Here is a 20,893-nt window from a genome sequence, read left to right as displayed (position 1 = left end):
ATTCTAGACAATCGGGGCCAAGTAAGGCAGAATTACTGACACAGTTATTTCTCGCAAAAAGCGGGATAGTGATTTGGTAAAAGTATTCTGACAGATTACAAGGAACTTCTTCATGGACATACGTAAAATTAAAAAACTCATCGAATTGATCAATGAAACAGGTATAGGAGAAATCGAAGTAAAATCCGGCGAAGAATCAGTACGCATCAGTCGATTTTCTCAACAACAATCTTCTATCGCTCCTCCAACGCCTACTGTGCTAGCGGGTTTACTGGCACCCTCTGCTAGACCTATTCCTACTCAACCAGAAGCGAAGGAAGCTCCTGCCGCGGGAACCTTAAGAGGTCACTCTTTGAAATCTCCTATGGTAGGGACGGTCTATTTATCACCAACCCCTGGAGCCAAGCCTTTCGTAGAGGTTGGACAGCGGGTTTCTATGGGCGACACCGTGTGCCTTATTGAAGCAATGAAGATGTTTAATAAAATTGAAGCCGACAAAAGTGGTGTCATTAGCGCTCGCCTCATCGAAAATGAACAGCCGGTGGAGTTTGATCAACCACTCTTTATCATTGAACAAGACTAGGCGGGTATCTTCATGTTTAAAAAAGTATTAATCGCTAACCGTGGCGAAATTGCCTTACGCATTCATCGAGCCTGTAAAGAAATGGGTATACAGACGGTAGCCGCTTATTCTACTGCCGATCAAAATCTCATGCACGTACGATTGGCTGATGAAGCGGTTTGTATTGGACCGTCCAATAGTACTAATAGCTATTTGAGCATTCCATCCGTTATTTCAGCCGCCGAAATCGTTCATGCTGATGCCATCCACCCAGGCTATGGCTTCCTTGCGGAAAATCCAAATTTTGCTGAGCAAGTGGAAAAAAGTGAATTTACGTTTATTGGCCCTTCCCATGACACTATCCACCTCATGGGAAATAAAGTCTCAGCCATTAAGGCGATGAAAGAAGCCAGTCTTCCTTGCATTCCTGGCTCTGATGGCGTCCTAACTAAGGACAACGATGCCAATATAGCAATTGCCCGCCGTATTGGTTATCCCGTTTTAATTAAGGCCGCGGGAGGAGGCGGCGGTCGAGGGATGCACGTAGTTCGTCAAGAGGCAGATTTATTAAATTCCATCGCTTTGACGCGAACAGAAGCAGCCGCTGCTTTCGGGACGGATGAAGTTTATATGGAAAAATACCTTGAAACCCCCCGACACATCGAAATCCAAGTACTTGGAGATGGTAAAGGGAATGCTATTCATCTGGGAGAACGTGACTGTTCCATGCAACGCCGTCATCAAAAAGTTATTGAAGAGGCTCCAGCCCCAGGTATCACACCGGAACAACGTGCCACTATCGGCGAGCGGTGTGTCCGAGCTTGTATTACTATGAATTATCTAGGTGCCGGAACCTTCGAATTTCTCTATGAAAAAGGTGAATTTTATTTTATCGAAATGAACACACGGGTTCAGGTGGAACACCCCGTCACCGAAATGATTACAGGTATTGATATTGTAAAAGAGCAAATTCGTGTGGCCGCGGGACAGCCTTTACGTTACAAACAAAAAGATATTGAAATAAAAGGACACGCGATTGAATGTCGCATCAACGCTGAAGATCCTAAAAATTTTATGCCATCTCCTGGAGTGGTGACCGCTTATCATGCTCCCGGAGGTTTGGGCGTGCGTATGGATTCTCACCTTTATACCGATTATCGAGTTCCTCCTTATTACGATTCCCTCATCGGCAAATTAATCGCTTACAATGACAATCGTCCCGAAGCTACTGCTCGCATGAAAAACGCCTTAACTGAGTTGGTAATTGAAGGAATAAAAACTAATATCCCGCTTCATCAGATGATGATGGAGGACGAAGCTTTTTACAAGGGAGCACAAGACATCCACTATCTGGAAAAAAAATTAGGGCTAAAATGAGTTTCCGCTCTAATCCTTCTTAGCCCTTAACGCAGGATAGCTTTCATTTCCGAGCTGAGGAATCTCGTTTTTTAAAAAAGAGATTTCTATTCTCGTTTTAGGAAGCTTAAGTAGTATCTTCAAAGCGAAAGCGGACCAAAACTTTTCTTTAAAAATCAGTATCTTAAAGATCAGTACTAACCGGGAACAGTTGGATTAATAATTAATCTCAGGAAAATTCTGAATTCAAGATAATAATCCAAATAAATCGTTAGGATTTCTGCTTTCAGGAACCATATCAAGCATATGCCCAACATGGAAATCTTCTGCGAGACTGTATACCAACCGCAAGATCACATAATCTTCTAAGGCAAATCCCACAGAATCAAAAACAAAAATTTCATCATCTGAAGTGCGTCCTAATTTTTTCCCTTGACTTAACTCCCATAATTCCGCATAAATGTTCATGGAATTATAATCTTGTATTTCTCCTTCCTCTTTAGATTTAGATTGCTCGAGGAATTCAATAACTATTTTACTTTGTTCTAGAATTTTGGGATCTAATTCCGTTTTACCTGGGCAATCTCCGCCAATAACGTTTATGCTCATCCCTGGCTTTATCCATTCTTCTTTTAATATTTTTGATTGTTTTCGAGAAGCTGTAAGAGTGGTAATAATATCAGCATTTTTCACACTAGATTCAGCATTTTCCTTTTGTTGCAAATCAAAACCATAAGGCAACAAATTCTTTGCAAATTTTCCCATTACGTTTGGATCGATATCAAAATAATTAATAGTTTGAATATCAAACAGAATTTTATGGGCAATCACTTGAAATTCCGATTGCGCTCCAGTACCTATGATGGCGAACGTTCTGGAATTGAGTTTAGCCAAATATTTAGAGGCTAAGGCAGCCGTAGCAGCAGTTCGTAAAGCAGTTAATAGTGTCATCTCGCTTATCATAAGCGGATAGCCTGTCGCCACATCTGCCAGTATCCCAATTCCAACAATTGCTTGTTTATTATCCTTTGGATTATGTGGGTAACCATTAACATATTTGACGGAATAATAATCCTTCCCCCAAAAAGGCATCAACTCCAGAATTCCTTTCTCTACTGTTGAAGCCACGCGAGGTATTTTTTCAAACTCATCCCAGCGGGAAAAGGTCAACTCCAATCTCTCAATCAGCTGAGAAAAAAATTTCTCCAAAGTCATCTTTCGAATTAAATTTTTCACATCATCGAGGGTAATAATCCTAACCATTAGTTAATCCTGTATTTTTATAGATACGCAATAAAAAAATTTCTGAATGACTATCTAATGCCATGAGTATAATTTTCTCTTCATCCTTTTTTATGTAGATCAATAGATCATCTAGGTTTAAAGATTATCTAGGTTTAAGTTTAATTCCCGAATGCCTTTATAATTTAGTTCATGATCATGATATTTTTTACGGGAATAGTTTTATTGTTAACTAACAGATCAACCACTTTCTTAAGTTCTTCTAAAATCAATTTCTTATGCCGGTATTTTTAAGACATTTTTTGAACGTCTTGATTTACCCTAATTTTAGGATTAGAGATCATCAACCTGATGATTGAATTCAGTTAATGTTAAGGTCTCTACATTACTTAGATCAGATATCTACGATGGCTTGATTCAGCAGTTTATTCTCTTTACGAGGCACAGCACTCATCAAAGCTAACCGCGCATAGGAGCTGACTGAGAGACCCATCTCTTTAGCTCTTGCTTTGATCATCTTATTTAATTTCTCATCTACGGTTATTTGAATCTTGTAACTCATAATCTCAGCTCTAAATAAATCTTAATGTAAAATATATAATAATTATGATTCACTATGACTCATTTGTCAAGGCATGGTGGTGACAGGCGTGCTACTAAGACATCAAATCCACTTCATGTTTCTTTCAATGATCTTGCAGGTTCCAGAAAGAAAAACATAGGAGCCACCATTTTTCAAAAGGAATCTGGAGTGAATAATACAAAAAAGGGCTTTGATCTTTTTTTAATTCATGTCGACATGGCAATAAAGGCCTCTCTTCGAGCACACAATAAATTCCATGTTACCTCAACAGCAGAATTTTTAAGAAAATTACGGATTTTATTCCATTAAAAAATTTTTTATACCTCAGACGAAAAGCTGATAGCCGAAGCAAGAAACACAGTCGTCTCATCTCAAATAACACCTCTCCTCCTACGTTTCCTAAAGAATTAGAAATATTATTATTCCTATACGCTAAACTTAATATAACAAGGTATCTGTTCATCTATCTAATATCCTTACAGCGAAATTTAAGATCGCTATTTTCCTTGGAAATAATATAATTACAATGTGGCTGATTCGCAGCATTTCAACCTCCGCCAGCGGAGATAACCTACGATTGCCATGCCGAGGTAAATTACCAATAGAATGCTATGGGCAGGAATACCCTTATAGAAATACAATCCTACGTACAAAGCATCAACGACAAACCATAAAAACCAGGTCTCAATCATCTTTTTACAAATCATCCATTGAGCGATTAAGCTGAGTATTGTGGTGATGGCGTCAATATACGGAACTTGGGAATTCGTAAAATGATTTAACAATTCAGCGGTTATAAACATACCGAAAAATGCTACAATACTTAAAATCAGCGCTAAAGGCAGCGTAAGGTTTTTTATTACTAAATTTTCAGCTTCTTTATTTCGAGTCCATTGATACCAACCATAAAACATCGATAGAAAGTAAATCCCAGCCAAGGTCATATCACCGTAAATTCCCCTTAAACCATACAACACAATATTAATTGCTGTAGCTACGGCGCCAAGCGGCCACGCCCATTTATAAGCTTTGACATAAAAAACTGTAGAAAAAAAGGAAAAAACAGCGCCTGAAATATCCAGGGCATGTAAAAAAAAATGCATGGAGGCAAGATACGGTGGTACTTTTACTTTGTCAAGAATGGGATCCGTGCCGATAAACTAGAACTTTCTTGTAAATTGCGCTCAATGAGACACCCAATTTGTCCAAACTTTCAGGTTAGGGAACCGTTAGTTTTGAGTAACGATCCAATCCCTTTGCACCAAGTAATATTCCAACAGTTTAGCTTCTGGACTACTTGGTTTGCGGCTGCCAATCGGGACACCACACTACCAGAGGTGGTAGCGACATTAATATCGATTCTGTTCTTCCACAAAACTCTAAACCGAAACTAGTGCCTCGATCATACAATAAATTAAATTCCACATAGCAGCCACGACAATAAATTTGGAATTCATGTTCACGTTCGCCATACGGATATTCTTTTCACCTTTTAAAAATAGCTAAATAAGCTTGTAAAAAACTATTTCCTAGAATTTTAATAAATTCAAAGTGCGCTCAAATCCCCACTTAATTTAAATCATCAAAAAATATCACCGCTATACCGCACTGCTTTTTCGATGTTTAAGATAAAAATAATCATCGCACGCTGATTTAAATTGAAAAAAATTTCTTTACTAAAAGAATCACAAGATTGTTTGGCTACAAGGTCCCAATAACAACAGTCTTCTTTAAATCCGTAATAAGGTGTTAAATCGTATCCGCCACCGAACTACCATACCAGTTCACAATCCTCTTGTTCTACAATAAAAAATCGAAAATTACCGTGAGTTCTAGGCACATAGGAATTTTTAGCGTGAATAACTAAAGAAATTCCTTCCGCGTTAAAATAAGAATCCTTTAATTCTGTATGTTTTTGAGTAGCTGAAGCGGGTAAATTGCCGTAGACATAGGAAAAATTAACGACACCTTGCTCAATCATAGAACCATCTTTCAAAAGCCGACTTCCCTTAGTTTTTCCTACAATACTTCTTGAAATTGAGCTTCACCTCCATCTTCTTTTTCAAGAGTCTGACAAATTTTATCCTGAAGTTATTCAAATAAATTTTAACTTCTGCTATTTTGCGTTCACTATTCTTTGATATATTTCATTTAAAATTATTTTCCTATTTAAAATTATTACGTTTCCTTGGTTGATTTGACTCAGACCTTTTTGAAAAAGATTTTTCTCTGTCTGTGACAGTTGCTTATGTTTCTCAAGGGTGAGGCACAAGGGTAAAACGGGCTAATGTATTTTTTTAATATAAAAATAAAATACTTCGGAAATATGGTGGCGATAATATGCTCCACCATACCCGATAAACCGCTCTACTAAATTGGCAGCTTCTACATCATTCATTCTATTTCCAATACAAGAAATGCAGAGATGATTCTTTATTAGCTTTTCAATTATTTCGCGTTTCCCCAGTCAATAAGTCATCGGAGAGTTTTCTTCGTATCCATAAAACTGCTTTTCTTTTTTTAAAATACACATCAACTCCAAAAACGTATGAGGTAGGAATTCCTAGACGTTTTGAAAAGTGGATATTACTTTCTTAGCATTTAGCATTTAGCATTTAGCATTTAGCATTTAGCATTTAGCATTTAGCGTTAAGCGTTAAGCGTTAAGCGTTAAGCGTTAAGCGTTAAGCGTTAAATTAACATAATAATAATAATCGTCTAAACCAGCTACTTGCTCAGCTGTAAGTCGGACTAAATCTAGGGAGTTACGATAAATATCCGGTGTAATTCCTGTGAGATTCATCGCTGTTTCTGTTAACAATCGGACATCAGAATCAAAGTGATTGCTTACTGCTAAATAGTCTATCTCCTCAATGCGACTTAAGGTTCCGTCACAATCAAAAATAATAGTATCAAGCGGTTCTGTTAACCGCCAAATGGCAGGAAGCATTTTTCTTACTCTACCTTTAGTAAAGCGTTATTGTATACTAACTACTTACTACGCTTAACAAATAATAATGAACGTGATGAACAGCGCTACCCGCTGGACTTCCCAAACTTCCTTTATATTCGCCACCGCGGAAGCAGCTGTGGGACTCAAAAATATTTGGCACTTTCCTTATTTAGATGGATAAAATGGCGGTGGTGTCTTTTTTTTATATCTTTGTTTTGTTGTAATTTTGTTGGGTATTCCTTTAATGACCTTGAGAGTTTTATTGGGTCGCATAGGACGTGGTAATCCAGCACTAGCTTTGCGAAATGTATCTCTTAAAATAAAACGGATCCTGCATTGCAAATTATTAGGTGGGCTACCATACACATACTAGCCGGTTTTTTTAATTTTAACTTACTAAGTCGTTATTTCAGGCTGAGTGTTAGATTACTTCATACGTGACATTCTGGGAAAATTTCAAAATACCACAAAACTTCTAGCTATTAATAATTTCAAGAATCTACAAGATAATCTGTAGCAAATGTTTGTAAGTGGCACCATCATCGTCGTAACGAAAATGTCCGTTATTATTTTAGGAATAAAATGGTGGGCTTGAACGTACAGTGAAATTCATGTTTCTCGTCTTATAGTCTTATATATTAATGTTAATTTTAGTTGATTTATCAAGCTACCACTGGATATTTCCAACAGGCAGTTATTTTCTTCTTAAACCGGATTTTCAGAAAGTTACTGCCTGAGTTGCTTTATTGGCGTTAGGTCAGGCATTTTTTAGCTTGAACATTGCCATAGGCATTATTATTATGTTTGGCAACTATTTACCGAAAAATATCTCTATCATCAGTTCCATTCTTGCCGTTTCTTTCGCTGATACAGCTATTGCTCCTATTAGCAGGGTTGGTTATTTTTCTTATTGTATTTGCGAATCACCTCATAATTGAGTTGGGCTCAAGTTTAATTTTTTGTACCTTTTCTTCGGCTTTCAGCTATATTTGTTAGGAAATATTTTCGATGGGTTATTTTTTCTTTCATTATTATTTCTAGTATTATTATTCCTAGCTTTTATCTCTACTATCTCTTTATTAGAACTGGGTGTTGCTTAGCTTATAGAAAATCATGGATTTTCACGTAAGAGCGCTGTCACACTTTCAGGATTCTTCTCTTAAATATTGAGTTTTTGCATGATTTTTTTCTTTCAGTCACGAAGAGTATTTTTATCTTTTTAATGTGACCTTCTTTTAAGGAATTGACTTCATCACTTCGGGTATCATGCTCCCCGCTAGTTGGCTCTTAATTGCTATTTTCACATGTTGGCTTTCCAGCGCATTTAATTCAACAAACTATAGGGTGGAATCCTACGAATTTTTTGTTTCGTTGTTAGCGATCGAGTAAACGGTATTTCACGCCCGTTGCCATTAGCTTAATTCTATTAATGTCGTTGAAAATTTTATAATGGTCTATAAAATACTTTTATTAGATAACATATCCTCTCATAGTATTGCGCAATTTGATCCCAAAAATATTCGCTATTAACTAAGTGTTCCAATCCAATGCAATCTTGGTTCGATCATTTAATTTTCATGATAGATTTTCCTGAAAGTGTTAAAGTAGTGGAGCGCGCAGGCGTCGGCGTTAACAATATTCCAGTTTCATAATTGACTTCTCCTGGTGTTCCTATGTTGAACATGCCAGGAGCAAACGCAAATACCTTAAAAGAATTGGTAATTATCGGCATGATGTTAGTTAGTCGTCATATTCATTTAGTACTATATTTATAGTCAACATTTGGATGGTAACGATAAAGCTATTACCCATCAAGTTGATAAAAATAAGAAACGTTTTCCGGGCTTTGAATTTCCTGGTAAAACCATATGTATTATTGGCTTAGGTAAAATTGACGTTCAAGTAGCTAATACTGCTATTCGATTAGGAATGAACGCCGTCGGTTATGATCCAGTAATAACGGTCCGAAATGCTTGGGAATTATCTGCCGATATCATTCAAGCGGAATCAATGTGAGAAGATGTTCTACAAAATAGTGATTTCGTTACCGTGCACGTTCCATTAACTTCACATACAAATTATATTATAAATAAATAGACAAACCATCGCTCAAATGAAAGATAATGTCGTGATCCTTAATTTCGTACGCGCTGAAATTTTAGATAATGAACCTTTATTAAAAAGATTATCTGATAATAAAATTAGAAATTATGTCTGTAATTTTTCTAGCGCATTATTTAAGAAATATTCCTAGGTAATCTGACTACCTCATCTTGGTACTTCTACCAAATAAGCTGAAGAAAATTTTGCCATAATGATTTCTGACCACCATAATAATTCCTGACCAAGTTAAATATTATTTGAAAAATATTTATATTCGGAATTCCGTTAATTTCCTAACAGTAAAGCTTGAACCGACAGAGGGATATCGAATTGCCATCGCTAATAAAAATATTTCCAATATGGTTGCCCAAATTTCTACTCTTTTATCTCAGGCTAATATCAATATTATTGATATGATTAATAAATCTCACTAGGAAATTACTTATACTATGGATGGATGTTAACGCCAAGATTAACGAAACATTATTGAAGCAGATTCAAGTCATTGATGGCATCATCAAGGCAAATTTTCTTTAGACAAATTTTCCTTCGACGATAAGATAGTTCTAAATTAAATATAAAAAATCATTACAATATTTAACCTATCGTTAATCATCAAGAAATATTATTGGACAAAAAATCTCTGTTTTTTAATTATTTTTAGTTTTAGGTTAAATTTTTTATACTTTCTTTTAATAAAATGAATGTAGAGAAATATTGAAATGCCATCTGATATCCAAGAACATCTTATTTCAACTTCTAATTATGGCAGTGTCGTTTCAGAAAGCGATCGAATAAAAATCGCTGTTAAAGCAGAAAGAATGCCCCATTTAAATCACAATGAACGTTTTTATTTTGCACTTAGACATACTCACAGAACCAGAAGAATTCCTATCACCACTAATGATGAAGTTACCATCGTGCATAAATCCGACCTGTATGGTGACTGGAATATTGAAACTATTGATTCCAAAAATTACTAGGGAAATGAGATTTAACTTTCAGTTCCAGTCAATGCCAAAAACAGAAAAAATGATCGAATTTTTCCTTATATTCCCAATAAGGTTACCGATATACTCAATAATCTAACAGAACCTAGTAAGGCTCTCGCACAAATGTATGTCAGCCGTTTAGCATTTTTAGAAGCTGTGTGCCGAGCTAATTCAATGGTGAACCTCAAACCCGATCTTATTTTCGCCAGAGAAGAAACACATTCTCTAAAAAAAAGTGGGACTTACATTCCAGGCATAAAGCATTTTCAAACCTCTCGGCGCTGCTTTTTTAGTCATTTATATTTATCATATTTATCAATCCGTTGTTGGTCTGTTGAGTGAGGACAATACGGATAAACATGTGGAATATTCTTGGTGGTTGCTATTGATAAGTGGAGCTCTCGTGCCTTTAATCAGTCGATATCTGGTTCCCATTCAATTTAAATACGCAATCTAATATTCAGCCCACTTAATGAGAAGAAGTTAAATCGTTTATATTGGGATTCGGAAGCTATTAAGAAGCTATTAACCTTTTTTAAAAGAAAAATTTAGTTTTACAGTCAATTTTCGAAATCTACCAGAGCAGGTAATTCAATCCGATGCCCTAATACCTATATGGCGGCAAACTGCAGCTAAATTAGCCACACACAGCAACGAGAAGAAAAATATTAAGCGTCCTCGCCACAGAGCTTTTCGATGCTTCTGCGCTAGCCACAGTTTTATTTGGTAATTTTGCTTGGGGTTTTGAGCCGGCTTTATAGGTTCGAATAGGTATTCTGGCTTTATTGGTTGTGGTGGGAGCTTCAGGTGGTCTTTTCCTCAAAGGCTTAGCTACTGTCGCTAACGTCACTAATCAGGCGCTAACCATTGGAGGATGCCCAAGAGTAGTTTAAATCGGGGGATAAGTCAATGCCCCCTCCTGAAGCACGCAGAAAATTGATGAGAGCGGCATTTAAGCATTTTTTTATTGTGGAGTGGAGGCAGGCTTACCTCTATTATTTGGACTCACGCACAGTTTTGCGATAGCAACTTCGGACGTGAGCTTGTTCATCAAAGGACCACTTAGTATTTTTGTGATAGCGGTGGCACAGCCTGGAAAACCATGCACTTTGATATTCAAAAGATACGTGAAGCAGTTGCTAATTCTCAAAGTCATCTTTTTGATACACAAGATGCTTCTGCTTGATGGGCAATCAAAGCCATGAAATAGCTCACCAGAATTCTTGGAGCAAGTATTCATATCCTAATAAACTCTGGAAAGTGTTCACCCTGGATGCTTTTTTATGCTTTTGGATTTTTCTTTCTAGCATTTGAAAGCCTGAAAAACCTTTACACTCATGGCATCTTGCCTCGTTTTTCCAAAAGCGACGCTTCCCTTCACCCCTATATTAAAATACTGGGAGATGTATTTTTGGAAGTGGGTTTCGCCATAGTGCTTTTATCCCTGCTTATTACCATTCTACAAACGCACCAATGTCACAAGACAGCAATGACGTATCTCAAAGAATTCTTTAGAGAGTCGCGACAAGATACTCAATTAAATGAACTGAGAGCTAACGAAGAGAGTTCTTATCAATTTACTTATCAATTCACTTATAATATGAGATAACTCTTTTTCACCAATTCACGCTCAAGAACAGTTTTAACAAAGGGTAGGGTCAATTTACGTTTGGCGATCAACGAAGCCTGATCTAATTTATCCAATAAATTAAATAATAATGACATATCGCGTGTGTAGTAAAGCAATAAAAATTGACCAACTTCATCAGACAATTCAAAACCGCGATCATGTGCACGCATTTGTAATGCTTTTATCTTTTCCGTATCGCTTAAACCAACTACCTGGAAAACCAAACCCCAGGATAAACGCGAACGTAAATCGGCTAATTGGCAATTTAATTGCGGGGGAATATCCTTACCTGCAATAATTAATTTTGGCTCAGTGCTCTCGCGTGCCCGATTGTAAAAATGTAAAAGTGCTTCTTCCCAATCTTTTTGATTTAATACTGCGTCAATATCGTCGATACAAATGAGATGCTTTGTCTCCATGCCACACAAAATTACTGGTGTGAGTTGCGATATCCGCAAAGGTAAATACATGGTTTCGAGCGCACGACTATTCATTTCGTGACAACAAGCTTGTAGCAAGTGAGTTCGGCCAACCCCTGGCTCTCCCCATAAATAAACGAACGATTCCCCTTTATTTTCCAATAATTCGTTTAGTGCATGTAGAACCGTTTCGTTTTTACCCGGATAAAAATTATTGAAAGTAGTTTCTTCTTGTAAATTAATTCGTAAGGGTAATTGATCTAACATTGCTAATTAAGGGGAGAAAAGTTTATCGTCGTCCAAAAGTCGGAAACCGGCTGACTTGCTTTCCATCGATAAAATAAATTAGCTGCCTCTAAACCTGGATGAAAGGGAGAACCTTCCGCGATAAGATGAGAAGCAGATTTTAGAGCTTTCACTAAATCCTCTAAATTGCCGTCTGTTTTAATTTTGAGTAAAAGCATATCGGCATTCATGTTGCTACTGACCGATACTTTCCGGGTAATAAATGCTTTAAAAGCGATATCACGTGAACATAATCATCCAGAGTTTGAATGCCGGTCACTTCCATAGTAATCAGATTCTCCATGCCCTTACATATCCAAAAGTAGCAAATTGATTCGCCATGATATCTGCCACACAGTCGATACTCATTCATGACGACTTGAGTAACATCGGTGCCTGTTGTTTGCCATTCGTAAGGGGTACCGTTTAAAAATAATTGCCCATTCTACTTGAAGCTGGCCATTAGCGTCTACAACCACTGCAACCTGCTAGAATAGAATCGACACCGTAGCGCTGCGAAATTGTTTGTAATTGAGGATTGGAAAGCAAAGTAGAGATAGATTGGGTCACATTGGTCTGGTCTTTCAGATCCATTGCCCGAAAATAATAGGAAGACCCGGCTAAAAATACGACCTGCTTTATCTTGCGAATCGTTGGATTCTGGCTCTCACTGGCAAGCGTTTCGGATTGAGAACCATTGGGAACAGAAACCAAGACCATTGTCAAAGGTCGGTGAGTGCTCCAAATCGCTTGGTTCGCATTCTCCAGCAAATGCCTCATGGCCCGTTTATCGAACACAACCCGCAATGGCCTTAGCCAGGTAGCTGTATTTTTCAACATAGTTATTGATTTTAGGCAATACATCTCGAATGACCGGTAAAGTCATTATCCTCGCATCACCACTAATTCGAACCAGCACTTGTTCAAGAAGCTTTCGGCAAACTTTTCTGGAACATTGTGGAGGGATTGATCACTAACGGCAATCGTTGCAATGCTGATATCACGAACCTCAATGGCCATCCCCATATCTGTAAATTAAGAGTACTGCAAGTAGTACAAGTACGATCTTTGTTTTCCGAATAGCTATCATATGGTCTTATGACTTAAAATTTTTCCAAAAGAAAATTATACGATTTCTCTATTCCGTTTGTCTGCACTCTTTTGCTATCCTTTCCCCAATGTCAGAATCTAAAAAAACCCTTATCTTACTCCGATGCCGGTGTAGAGATATCAAAAAAGCGAACTTATTTGTAAATTCGATCAAACCTATTGTTTTAAACGCACTCATCGGCCAGATATTTTAAGCGGCATAGGGAGATTTGGCGGCTTATTCGAATTGCCGAGTGACTATGGAGCGTCTCCTCCTCGTTTCATGGACAGACGGCATAGGAACGAAATTAAAATTAACCATTGATCTTAACCGCCATGATACCACAACTGGTATTGATTTAGTCGCCATGTGTATCAACGATGTTATTACTACCGGGGCGGAGCCCTTATTTTTCCTCGATTATTATCCTACGGTCCACTTAAATATTGAGCAAGCACAGCAAATTCTCACTGGAATGGGCAAAGGCTGCGAAACGGCAGGGATGGCCTTGCTCGGTGGCAAAACAGCGGAAATGCCCGGACTCTATGACGAGGCCGATTATGACCTGGTAGGATTTTGCGTAGGTATTGTCGAAAAAGAAAAGATTATTAATGGAAGCCAAGTTCACCAGGACCCCATTCTAACAGCTATTTCCTAATTTATAAAATTCTTGCCTGTGCCCACGTTAAGCCCAATGATGCCTTCGAAGATACTATTTTTTTTGGGGGGGGAGGCTATTACTTGCCTCTACTCGAATTTATACACAGACCATTAAACGGCTTTTGCGCCATTTTAATCTTCATTCTATAGCCCATATTAGCCCATATTACCGGCGGGGGATTAATAGAAAATATTCCTCGAGTTCTACCCTCTTCTATGAAAGCCATCCTTAAATACCCACAGTTGGGATTGGCCAGCAATTTTTCAGTGGTTGCAAAAAAAAGGAAAAGTTACAGACCAAGAAATGGTCCGCACTTTACAATATAGGAGTAGGGATGATTCTCTGTGTTGCCGCAAAAGACGCAGACAAAATTTTGGATTTGCTTCTCACCTTGGGCGAAAAAGCTTAGGTGATTGGTGAAATTCAAGGTTCTTCCACCAAAAAAGCCCAGCATCGTGATTAGTTGATGGCATCTGAAAAATTATCCATTGTCGTTCTCATTTCGGAAAATGGTAGCAACTTGCAAGTCATTATTGATGCAATAGAACACGGTTTAGCAGTAATACGCGGCGTTATTAGCAACCGTGCGGATACAGGATACATACGGGCTGGAAGGCGCTAAAAATATCATATTCCCACAGAGGTTATTCCTCACAGAGACTTTGCTGAGCGTAGCAGTTTTGAGCAGACTCTCCGAAAGGCTATTAATAAATCAAACTGAATTAATTGTATTAACGGGGTTTATGAGAAAACTGAGCGGGGATTTTGTAAATTATTATGAAGGACGGATGGTCTCAATATCCATCCAGCCCTCCTTCCCAAATACCCCGGCCTTGATACCCATGCACGCGTGCTCATGGCAGGTGATCGCGAACACGGCGTCAGTGTTTATTACGTAACCGAAACGGTAGACGAAAGACCCATTATTTGCCACGCTAAGCTTTTGGTCTCACCCAACGATACTTTGGAAAATTTGCACGCATGAGTTCACGCTCTTGAGCATATTGTCTATCCTCAAGTTCTTTCGTGGATGGCATCCGTCCGCCTAACCCTGAAAAGGGCACAAGGTCCTGTTGGACAACGAAGAAATATTACCTAAGACTGGAAAAGAGCTTAAAGTGACGTATGCTTCTCTTCTCGAATAACCTTTGCCTTGTGCGATCAAATCACTAAGCAGGGTTTTGCAGGAAAACTCTTGAAAAAAGGCCAGAAGAGTAGAATTGTCAATAGGCCCTAGTGTATAATTGCTATTCATAACAATCAGTCACATAGGTAAAGAGGCATGGTTAAGTCCGAACTGATCAATCGCATCGCAGCGAAACAAAAAAACCTCTCATTAAAAGATGTCGAACTCAGTGTTAACCATATTTTAGAGCAAATGAGTATCACTTTAGGCCATGGGGAGCGCATTGAAATCCGAGGATTTGGTAGTTTTTCTTTGCATTATCGTCCTCCGCGCAAAGCACATAACCCAAAAACAGGCGAACACGTTTACACTGAAGCCAAATACACACCGCATTTCAAACCAGGCAAAGATCTACGAGACCGTGTTAATAACAATCGACATCGGTATCAAATCACTGAAATTAATATGATGGATGCTGATACTGTTGTTGAATAGTTAACGCTAACGGATAAAGTTGTTTTCGCGAAATACCACTGATTTTCGTTGCTAAAGCTACCGCCTCTTTAAGCGATAACTCTTGGAGCAACACCGTTAATAAATGGCGATGTTCCTCATTTATTTCTTTTGTCTTTTCCGGATGTCCCTCAACAAGAACCACAAATTCGCCCTTTTGTTGCTCTGAGTTTTCGCTTAGCCATTTTTTTAATTCCGATAAGGATGTAGTATAAATAGTTTCGAATTTTTTCGTTAACTCACGGGCTATCGTGGCCATACGTTCTGGACCGAAAATTTCGTTTAATAAACTAATCAAATTCTCAATCCGATGCACGGATTCATAAAAAATAAGGGTACGCGACTCTGTTTTTAATGCTTCTAATTTTTTTTGGCGAATTTCTCCCTTGGAAGGAAGAAATCCCTCAAAAACAAAGTGTTCGGTGGACAAGCCAGAGGCAACTAAAGCAACGATTCCTGCGCAGGCCCCAGGAATAGGAACTACCCGGATCCCCGCTTTTCGCACCGCGCTGATTAATCGATAACCCGGATCACTAATAAGGGGAGTACCGGCATCAGAAATAAGGGCGATATCGTATCCTTGCTTTAATTTTTCACACAGTAAAGCGGTCCGAGCGACTTCATTATGTTCGTGTAAAGACAGCGAAGTAGTACTTATTCCATGGTATTGCAATAAGCCTTTGCTGTACCGAGTATCCTCCGCTGCAATTAAGTCAACCGCTTTCAGGGTCTCGATCGCTCGTAAGGTAATATCTTTCCGATTACCAATGGGAGTAGCCACAATGTATAAACAACCAGACAAAGAAGTAATTCTTGACACTCTTTCAGTCTACGATAGACTTTGCCCATGTGGCAAAAATTTTCAACTGCCTGTGCTTTCTTGATTCTTAGCTGCACTCTACTCTCCTGCTCACTGATTATACAAAATGGTCCGTTACAGATATCAATAAGCGAGTATTTACGGCGTGGGTAAATAATTCGCATCCCTCTCTCAAAATTGCTTTACTCTTAACCACTAGAGAGCCCTCTTGCTGAACAAGCAAATGCGATTCGTAATGGTTTTTTTGCCGCCTATTATCAGGGAATAGAGCCAATGCCAACGATTTTGGTGCCTCAATACAGGTCATAAAAATATTAACGCCATTTACCAAGATACTCTCCAAAAAGGGGCCAATATTATTGTAGGCCCACTTACTAAAAAGAATATTGCTGTACTTGTTAATTCTCACACGCTATCGGTCCACATATTAGCTTTAAATACTTTAGCTAACCTGAGGAATCCTTATTTATTCCAATTTGGATTGTCCCCACTGGATGAAGCCACTCAAGCAGCGCTACGAATGTGGAATGACGAGCATACTCATATTCTCATGATCATATACCACGAGGAAGTTAGGGAAATAAAGTTGCTCAAGCCTTTTAAACACAATGGGAATTTCTGGGCGACAAGATAACTGCACAATTAATTTATAAAGTTAACGTGAATTTAAACAATAAAATTCGCCAATGTCGGCGAGAAGATTTTGACACTATTTTTCTGGTTGCCAACTCCAGTCAGGAAAGACAAATTATTCCATTGCTTCGCTTCTATTACGCAGACGATGTTTCCATCTATGTAACTTCGGCCATTTACTCTCCTAGGGTAATTATCGACTATGATCTAGATGGCGTGATATTTGACGATATGCCTTGGGTTTTAGCTCCTGAACAATCGCCCTTATCCCTTCAACAAACTCAGGAACGAATACGTACACTCTGGCCGAATTCCTATAATCAAAACTATCTCGCCTCTATGCATTGGGGGTTAGATGCCTATCAAATTTTGCCTAAGCTAAGTAAAATGGCTTCAATTTCTCAATATACCATACCAATGGCCCCACCGGCGTCTTATATTTACTGCCTAATCAGAAAATTTATCGCCAGCTCTTATGGGGAAAAATAATTAATGGCCAACCGCACTTAATCAAATAATAATTAAAAAAAACTCGGTTATCTGCTCCTTTTCTTTTACTCCTGATAATTTAAAACTATGTTTTACTTAACTCAAAAAATTGCTTTTAATGCTGAGAAAATAGCTCGTCACTTTCTTAAAAAATAAGGCTTAATTCTCATTGGAAAAAATTTTAGACATAAAATGGGGGAAATTGATTTAATTATGTCTCACCAATCAACTTTAGTTTTTGTAGAAGTTTGCTACCGTCATTCATCCCATTTTATAGATCTTGTAACTACTATTTCTTGCTAAAAACGCCACCGACTTATCAAAACTGCTTTGTATTATCTAGAAAATATCGGCTTACCGATAGGAGAGCTTGTCACTTTGATGTCATCGGCATTGCTAAGAACCACACCAAATTACGTGGATAAAAAATGTAATTGAGGTAGAATATTGATTTTCCTTTGAGAGTGTTGATATGGACTTGTTTCAACGTATTAAACACAATTTCAATGAAAGCGTTCAAACTAAAATAACAGCCGCTGAAGTATTAGTCGATCCCATTGCTCAAGCAGGGGAATTAATGGTTCAGTGTTTGCTTTCGAATCATAAAATTCTAAGTTGTGGCAATGGTGGATCTGCAGCGGATGCACAACATTTTTCGTCGGAAATGCTAAATCGGTTTGAAGCAGAACGCCCGAGTCTTCCAGCTATTGCACTTACTACTGACGCCTCTACCGTCACATCAATTGCAAACGATTACAGCTACAACGAAATCTTCTCTCGACAAATTAAAGGGCTTGGAGCGAACGGCGATATTTTATTGGCCATTAGCACTAGCGGCCGTTCAAAAAATATTCTTAATGCTGTAGATGCTGCTCATCATCGTGAAATGAAGGTCATTGCATTGACGGGACGGGATGGAGGAGAAATTGCCACTTTGTTAACTGCCAATGATATCGAAATCCTAGTTCCTGCAGAATCTACAGCTCGTATTCAAGAAACTCATTTACTGATTATTCATTGCCTTTGTGACATTATCGACCACCAACTATTTAAATCAGGCAAATAAAAAATCTCTGCTTCGCAGGATTTTGAGGAGTCATTAACGATGAAAAAAATAATAATGTTATTAACGCTTGTTTTTCCTCTTGTAGGCTGTGTTTCTGCCGTGTTAGTAGCAGGTGCTGCCGGTGCTACACTCGGTGGGGCGGTGATCTATGATCAAAGAACTTATCGAACGATGAACCAGGATCATAATGCTCGCTCGATCATCCAATACCGATTAGATAATGATCCTCTCTTAAAAGGACAGTCTCATATTACCATTTCGGTATTCAATAATGTAGCGCTGCTCGTAGGACAAGCTAAAACACCCGAAATTTGCGATCGCGCTTATCAAATTGTAGAAAAAGCTTCACATATCCGACGAACTTATAACGAAATTACTATTGGAGCTCCCCTTTCTCCAGTACAACAAGCTGCCGATTCGTGGATCACTAGTAAAGTCCGAACGGCTATGTTAGGTAAAGCCGGTTTGCACTCTTCTAATCTAAAAGTGGTTACTGAAAATAAAGTGGTCTATTTGATGGGTATGGTCAGTCCCAAACAAGCAGCTATGGCAGCGGATGTTGCACGTCGAATTTCGGGAGTGGAAAAAGTGCTCAAGGTCTTTGAATATGAATAATTACGTTGAGGTTATTACAATCCAAAAAGAGAACGAATAAATTGAGAAAGGTGGATAACGGGGGATAAAAGGATTCGACCGAGTAATCCAAACACCAACAGACCCAACAAAATCCAAATTCCATAAGGCTCTATTTTTGAATAGCTATAAGCTGCTTTAGGAGGCAATATTGCAGAAACGATGCGACTTCCATCTAAAGGGGGAAGGGGAATTAAATTAAGAATCATCAATACTACGTTGATTAATATTCCAAAAATACCCGCGTTATAGAAAAAAACCGTGGCGTTTCTTAAGATTGACTCTTCTGCTCCACTTCCCAAAGTGAAACTCGCCTTCGCAATAGCCGCCCATAATAAGGCCATAAGTAAATTAGCGAAGGGCCCTGCAAACGCCACAAGAGCCATATCTCGGCGAGGTTTTCTCAAATTCTGCCAAGTAACAGGAACCGGTTTCGCCCAGCCAAAAGCAAACGTAAATTTACTCAAAATGAGCATTAAAATAGGCAAAATAAGAGTTCCCAAAGGGTCAATGTGTTTCACAGGATTAAGGGTAACCCGTCCCATCATGAGAGCGGTCTTATCGCCTAACTTGCTGGCTACCCATCCATGAGCCGCTTCATGCAGAGTAATTGCAAACAATAAAGGTAAAAGAATGACTGCGATGAGATGGATGATATCACCATAATTCATGAGGCTAGTATACCAGAGAGTGTGAAAAACTATTTAACGATTTTCAGATTTGGCCTTCCTCTTTTCACTGGCGATTTTTGGCTTAAAGGGGGCGGGTTTCCATCACCACCGTCTTCTTCCTCGTTGAATACCATTCCCCTGCCATTTTCAAAGGCATAAATCGCTTGTATTGCTGAAATAGGAATAAAAATATGATGAGCAATTCCGGAAAAACGAGCATCAAATTCAACCGCGTCGTTACCCATTCGTAATCGGCCCACTGCTTGAGGCTCGATATTCAAAATTATTTTTCCATCTTCTACAAACCGTTCCGGAACTTCCACATTCGGTATCACGGCATCAACCATAATGTAGGGAGTCAATTGATTATCAATAAGCCACTCATAAATAGCCCGTAATAAATAAGGGCGGCTAGAAGTCATTTTCACGGAAGGGCTAGAAGTCATTTGGCTCTCTATATTCGCGTTCGGCTTCATTCAAACTGGCTTGAAAGGATTCTCGATCAAACAATCGATTTTCATAGTTAGCGATAGCTTTTACCGAACGAGGTAATTGAATGCCTAAATAGCTTAATCGCCATAATAATGGCGACAAGACACAATCCACTAATGTGAATTCATCATTCATAAGATAAGGTTTTTCTGCAAAAATCGATTCCATCAGCACTAAATCTTTTTTGAGTGCCTCACCTTCAGCTTGCCCCTGTTTAGGAGAACCTTCTTCAATAGACTTTACCCGAGGGTATAAATCCCGCTCAATGCGATACATTAATACGCGACATTTTGCTCGAGCTACTGGATAAACAGGCAGCAAAGGAGGATGGGGAAAGCGTTCATCCAAATATTCCATGATAATGTGCGAATTAAACAAGACTAAATCACGATCTACCAGAGTGGGCAAAGTACCATAGGGATTAAGTTCAGTCAAATCTTCGCTGGGATGATTAGCGTCAACGTTGATAATGTCAACACTGACACCTTTTTCCGCCAACACAATCCGTACTTGGTGGCTATAAATGTCCGTAGGGCCTGAATAGAGGGTCATAATGGAACGCTTTAACATGATC

General features: G+C 38.5%; 28 protein-coding genes and 1 pseudogene. 14 read left to right on the top strand and 15 right to left on the bottom strand.

The genetic code is table 11. The features are described from left to right. Positions 1–112 precede the first annotated feature (112 nt). Together accB and accC are read left to right on the top strand one after the other, a co-directional pair. Positions 113–583, top strand: a complete 471-nt coding sequence (accB, locus tag CleRt_RS00995) for an acetyl-CoA carboxylase biotin carboxyl carrier protein (RefSeq protein WP_048874858.1) — start codon at positions 113–115, stop codon at positions 581–583. 12 nt (positions 584–595) lie between these two features. Continuing rightward, the gene (gene accC / locus CleRt_RS00990; RefSeq protein ID WP_048874857.1) at positions 596–1,939 is read left to right on the top strand and encodes an acetyl-CoA carboxylase biotin carboxylase subunit; all 1,344 of its coding nucleotides are present in this window, start codon (positions 596–598) and stop codon (positions 1,937–1,939) included. 225 nt (positions 1,940–2,164) lie between these two features. On the opposite strand, the gene ocd is transcribed toward accC, so the two are convergent. The 7 genes and pseudogenes from ocd to CleRt_RS11180 form a co-directional block, all read right to left on the bottom strand. After that, on the bottom strand, positions 2,165–3,181 hold the full coding sequence (ocd, locus tag CleRt_RS00985; RefSeq protein WP_048874856.1) for an ornithine cyclodeaminase: 1,017 nt from the start codon (positions 3,179–3,181) through the stop codon (positions 2,165–2,167). 373 nt (positions 3,182–3,554) lie between these two features. Next, positions 3,555–3,722 carry a hypothetical protein gene (locus CleRt_RS09715; RefSeq protein ID WP_157870771.1) on the bottom strand — a complete coding sequence of 56 codons (168 nt, stop codon included), beginning with the start codon at positions 3,720–3,722 and terminating at the stop codon, positions 3,555–3,557. Between the two features lie 542 nt (positions 3,723–4,264). Further along, positions 4,265–4,846, bottom strand: a complete 582-nt coding sequence (pnuC, locus tag CleRt_RS00975; protein WP_048874854.1) for a nicotinamide riboside transporter PnuC — start codon at positions 4,844–4,846, stop codon at positions 4,265–4,267. A 190-nt stretch (positions 4,847–5,036) separates the two neighbouring features. Next, entirely contained in the window at positions 5,037–5,168 is a 132-nt protein-coding gene (locus tag CleRt_RS12920) for a coproporphyrinogen III oxidase (protein ID WP_306686739.1), read from the bottom strand. A 157-nt stretch (positions 5,169–5,325) separates the two neighbouring features. Then, positions 5,326–5,724, bottom strand: a pseudogene (locus tag CleRt_RS12915) (coproporphyrinogen III oxidase). A 696-nt stretch (positions 5,725–6,420) separates the two neighbouring features. Further along, the gene (locus CleRt_RS11185; RefSeq protein ID WP_235379117.1) at positions 6,421–6,693 is read right to left on the bottom strand and encodes an HAD family hydrolase; all 273 of its coding nucleotides are present in this window, start codon (positions 6,691–6,693) and stop codon (positions 6,421–6,423) included. Between the two features lie 1,567 nt (positions 6,694–8,260). Then, entirely contained in the window at positions 8,261–8,428 is a 168-nt protein-coding gene (locus CleRt_RS11180; RefSeq protein ID WP_235379116.1) for a hypothetical protein, read from the bottom strand. Between the two features lie 50 nt (positions 8,429–8,478). Here CleRt_RS11180 and CleRt_RS12910 point away from each other — a divergent pair, with 50 nt between their 5' ends. The 3 genes from CleRt_RS12910 to CleRt_RS00955 all read left to right on the top strand — a co-directional run bounded on the left by CleRt_RS12910 (position 8,479) and on the right by CleRt_RS00955 (position 9,782). Continuing rightward, positions 8,479–8,712, top strand: coding sequence for an NAD(P)-dependent oxidoreductase (locus CleRt_RS12910; protein WP_306686738.1), 234 nt, complete (start codon positions 8,479–8,481; stop codon positions 8,710–8,712). Between the two features lie 97 nt (positions 8,713–8,809). Next, a complete protein-coding gene (locus CleRt_RS12900) occupies positions 8,810–8,950 on the top strand; it encodes a hypothetical protein (RefSeq protein ID WP_306686737.1) in 141 nt (46 codons plus the stop codon). A 571-nt stretch (positions 8,951–9,521) separates the two neighbouring features. Next, complete coding sequence (locus tag CleRt_RS00955) at positions 9,522–9,782, top strand: hypothetical protein (protein WP_048874853.1); 261 nt, start codon at positions 9,522–9,524, stop codon at positions 9,780–9,782. 1,602 nt (positions 9,783–11,384) lie between these two features. Here CleRt_RS00955 and hda read toward each other — a convergent pair. The 3 genes from hda to CleRt_RS11165 all read right to left on the bottom strand — a co-directional run bounded on the left by hda (position 11,385) and on the right by CleRt_RS11165 (position 12,965). Further along, positions 11,385–12,107, bottom strand: coding sequence for a DnaA regulatory inactivator Hda (gene hda / locus CleRt_RS00940; protein ID WP_048874850.1), 723 nt, complete (start codon positions 12,105–12,107; stop codon positions 11,385–11,387). A 2-nt stretch (positions 12,108–12,109) separates the two neighbouring features. Next, positions 12,110–12,304 carry a hypothetical protein gene (locus CleRt_RS11170; RefSeq protein ID WP_235379115.1) on the bottom strand — a complete coding sequence of 65 codons (195 nt, stop codon included), beginning with the start codon at positions 12,302–12,304 and terminating at the stop codon, positions 12,110–12,112. Between the two features lie 283 nt (positions 12,305–12,587). After that, positions 12,588–12,965 (bottom strand): DUF2066 domain-containing protein, encoded by a 378-nt coding sequence (locus tag CleRt_RS11165; RefSeq protein WP_306686734.1) that lies wholly within the window; start codon positions 12,963–12,965, stop codon positions 12,588–12,590. A 509-nt stretch (positions 12,966–13,474) separates the two neighbouring features. On the opposite strand from CleRt_RS11165, the gene CleRt_RS13840 reads away from it, so the two are divergent. The 4 genes from CleRt_RS13840 (at position 13,475) to ihfB (ending at position 15,497) form a co-directional block, all read left to right on the top strand. Next, positions 13,475–13,873, top strand: coding sequence for an AIR synthase related protein (locus tag CleRt_RS13840; RefSeq protein WP_235379114.1), 399 nt, complete (start codon positions 13,475–13,477; stop codon positions 13,871–13,873). Between the two features lie 469 nt (positions 13,874–14,342). Next, positions 14,343–14,498: a hypothetical protein gene (locus tag CleRt_RS11155; protein WP_235379113.1), complete on the top strand. Its 156-nt coding sequence runs from the start codon at positions 14,343–14,345 to the stop codon at positions 14,496–14,498. Between the two features lie 177 nt (positions 14,499–14,675). Continuing rightward, complete coding sequence (locus CleRt_RS11150) at positions 14,676–14,861, top strand: formyltransferase family protein (RefSeq protein ID WP_371440283.1); 186 nt, start codon at positions 14,676–14,678, stop codon at positions 14,859–14,861. A gap of 297 nt (positions 14,862–15,158) precedes the next feature. Further along, the gene (ihfB, locus tag CleRt_RS00925; protein WP_048874849.1) at positions 15,159–15,497 is read left to right on the top strand and encodes an integration host factor subunit beta; all 339 of its coding nucleotides are present in this window, start codon (positions 15,159–15,161) and stop codon (positions 15,495–15,497) included. On the opposite strand, the gene rsmI is transcribed toward ihfB, so the two are convergent. Together rsmI and CleRt_RS11145 are read right to left on the bottom strand one after the other, a co-directional pair. Beyond that, a complete protein-coding gene (gene rsmI / locus CleRt_RS00920; RefSeq protein WP_371440242.1) occupies positions 15,463–16,335 on the bottom strand; it encodes a 16S rRNA (cytidine(1402)-2'-O)-methyltransferase in 873 nt (290 codons plus the stop codon). The two genes, ihfB and rsmI, sit on opposite strands and share 35 nt — an antisense overlap. Before the next feature lie 97 nt (positions 16,336–16,432). Further along, a complete protein-coding gene (locus CleRt_RS11145) occupies positions 16,433–16,666 on the bottom strand; it encodes a hypothetical protein (protein WP_235379111.1) in 234 nt (77 codons plus the stop codon). Between CleRt_RS11145 and CleRt_RS12890 the strand changes: the two genes are divergently transcribed. From CleRt_RS12890 to CleRt_RS00905, 5 genes are all read left to right on the top strand, one after another. Continuing rightward, a complete protein-coding gene (locus tag CleRt_RS12890; RefSeq protein ID WP_306686887.1) occupies positions 16,649–16,969 on the top strand; it encodes a penicillin-binding protein activator in 321 nt (106 codons plus the stop codon). The two genes, CleRt_RS11145 and CleRt_RS12890, sit on opposite strands and share 18 nt — an antisense overlap. A 26-nt stretch (positions 16,970–16,995) precedes the next feature. Beyond that, the gene (locus CleRt_RS12885) at positions 16,996–17,457 is read left to right on the top strand and encodes a penicillin-binding protein activator (protein ID WP_306686731.1); all 462 of its coding nucleotides are present in this window, start codon (positions 16,996–16,998) and stop codon (positions 17,455–17,457) included. A gap of 192 nt (positions 17,458–17,649) precedes the next feature. Next, positions 17,650–17,760 carry a YraN family protein gene (locus CleRt_RS11140; protein WP_306686729.1) on the top strand — a complete coding sequence of 37 codons (111 nt, stop codon included), beginning with the start codon at positions 17,650–17,652 and terminating at the stop codon, positions 17,758–17,760. A gap of 169 nt (positions 17,761–17,929) precedes the next feature. Beyond that, positions 17,930–18,523, top strand: coding sequence for a phosphoheptose isomerase (locus tag CleRt_RS00910; protein ID WP_048874847.1), 594 nt, complete (start codon positions 17,930–17,932; stop codon positions 18,521–18,523). A gap of 39 nt (positions 18,524–18,562) precedes the next feature. Continuing rightward, a complete protein-coding gene (locus CleRt_RS00905) occupies positions 18,563–19,138 on the top strand; it encodes a BON domain-containing protein (RefSeq protein WP_048874846.1) in 576 nt (191 codons plus the stop codon). Between the two features lie 14 nt (positions 19,139–19,152). Here CleRt_RS00905 and CleRt_RS00900 read toward each other — a convergent pair whose 3' ends face one another. From CleRt_RS00900 to CleRt_RS00890, 3 genes are read right to left on the bottom strand one after another with little or no spacing between them, the layout of a single operon-like run. Beyond that, positions 19,153–19,827 carry a site-2 protease family protein gene (locus CleRt_RS00900; RefSeq protein WP_048874845.1) on the bottom strand — a complete coding sequence of 225 codons (675 nt, stop codon included), beginning with the start codon at positions 19,825–19,827 and terminating at the stop codon, positions 19,153–19,155. Between the two features lie 29 nt (positions 19,828–19,856). After that, a complete protein-coding gene (locus CleRt_RS00895; protein ID WP_048875752.1) occupies positions 19,857–20,249 on the bottom strand; it encodes a ClpXP protease specificity-enhancing factor in 393 nt (130 codons plus the stop codon). 13 nt (positions 20,250–20,262) lie between these two features. Then, positions 20,263–20,889, bottom strand: a complete 627-nt coding sequence (locus tag CleRt_RS00890) for a glutathione S-transferase N-terminal domain-containing protein (protein WP_082160392.1) — start codon at positions 20,887–20,889, stop codon at positions 20,263–20,265. Positions 20,890–20,893: the final 4 nt, after the last annotated feature.

This window comes from Candidatus Coxiella mudrowiae (genome assembly GCA_001077715.1).
GTDB lineage: Bacteria > Pseudomonadota > Gammaproteobacteria > Coxiellales > Coxiellaceae > Coxiella > Coxiella mudrowiae.
This window is presented reverse-complemented; position numbering and strand designations above follow the sequence as displayed.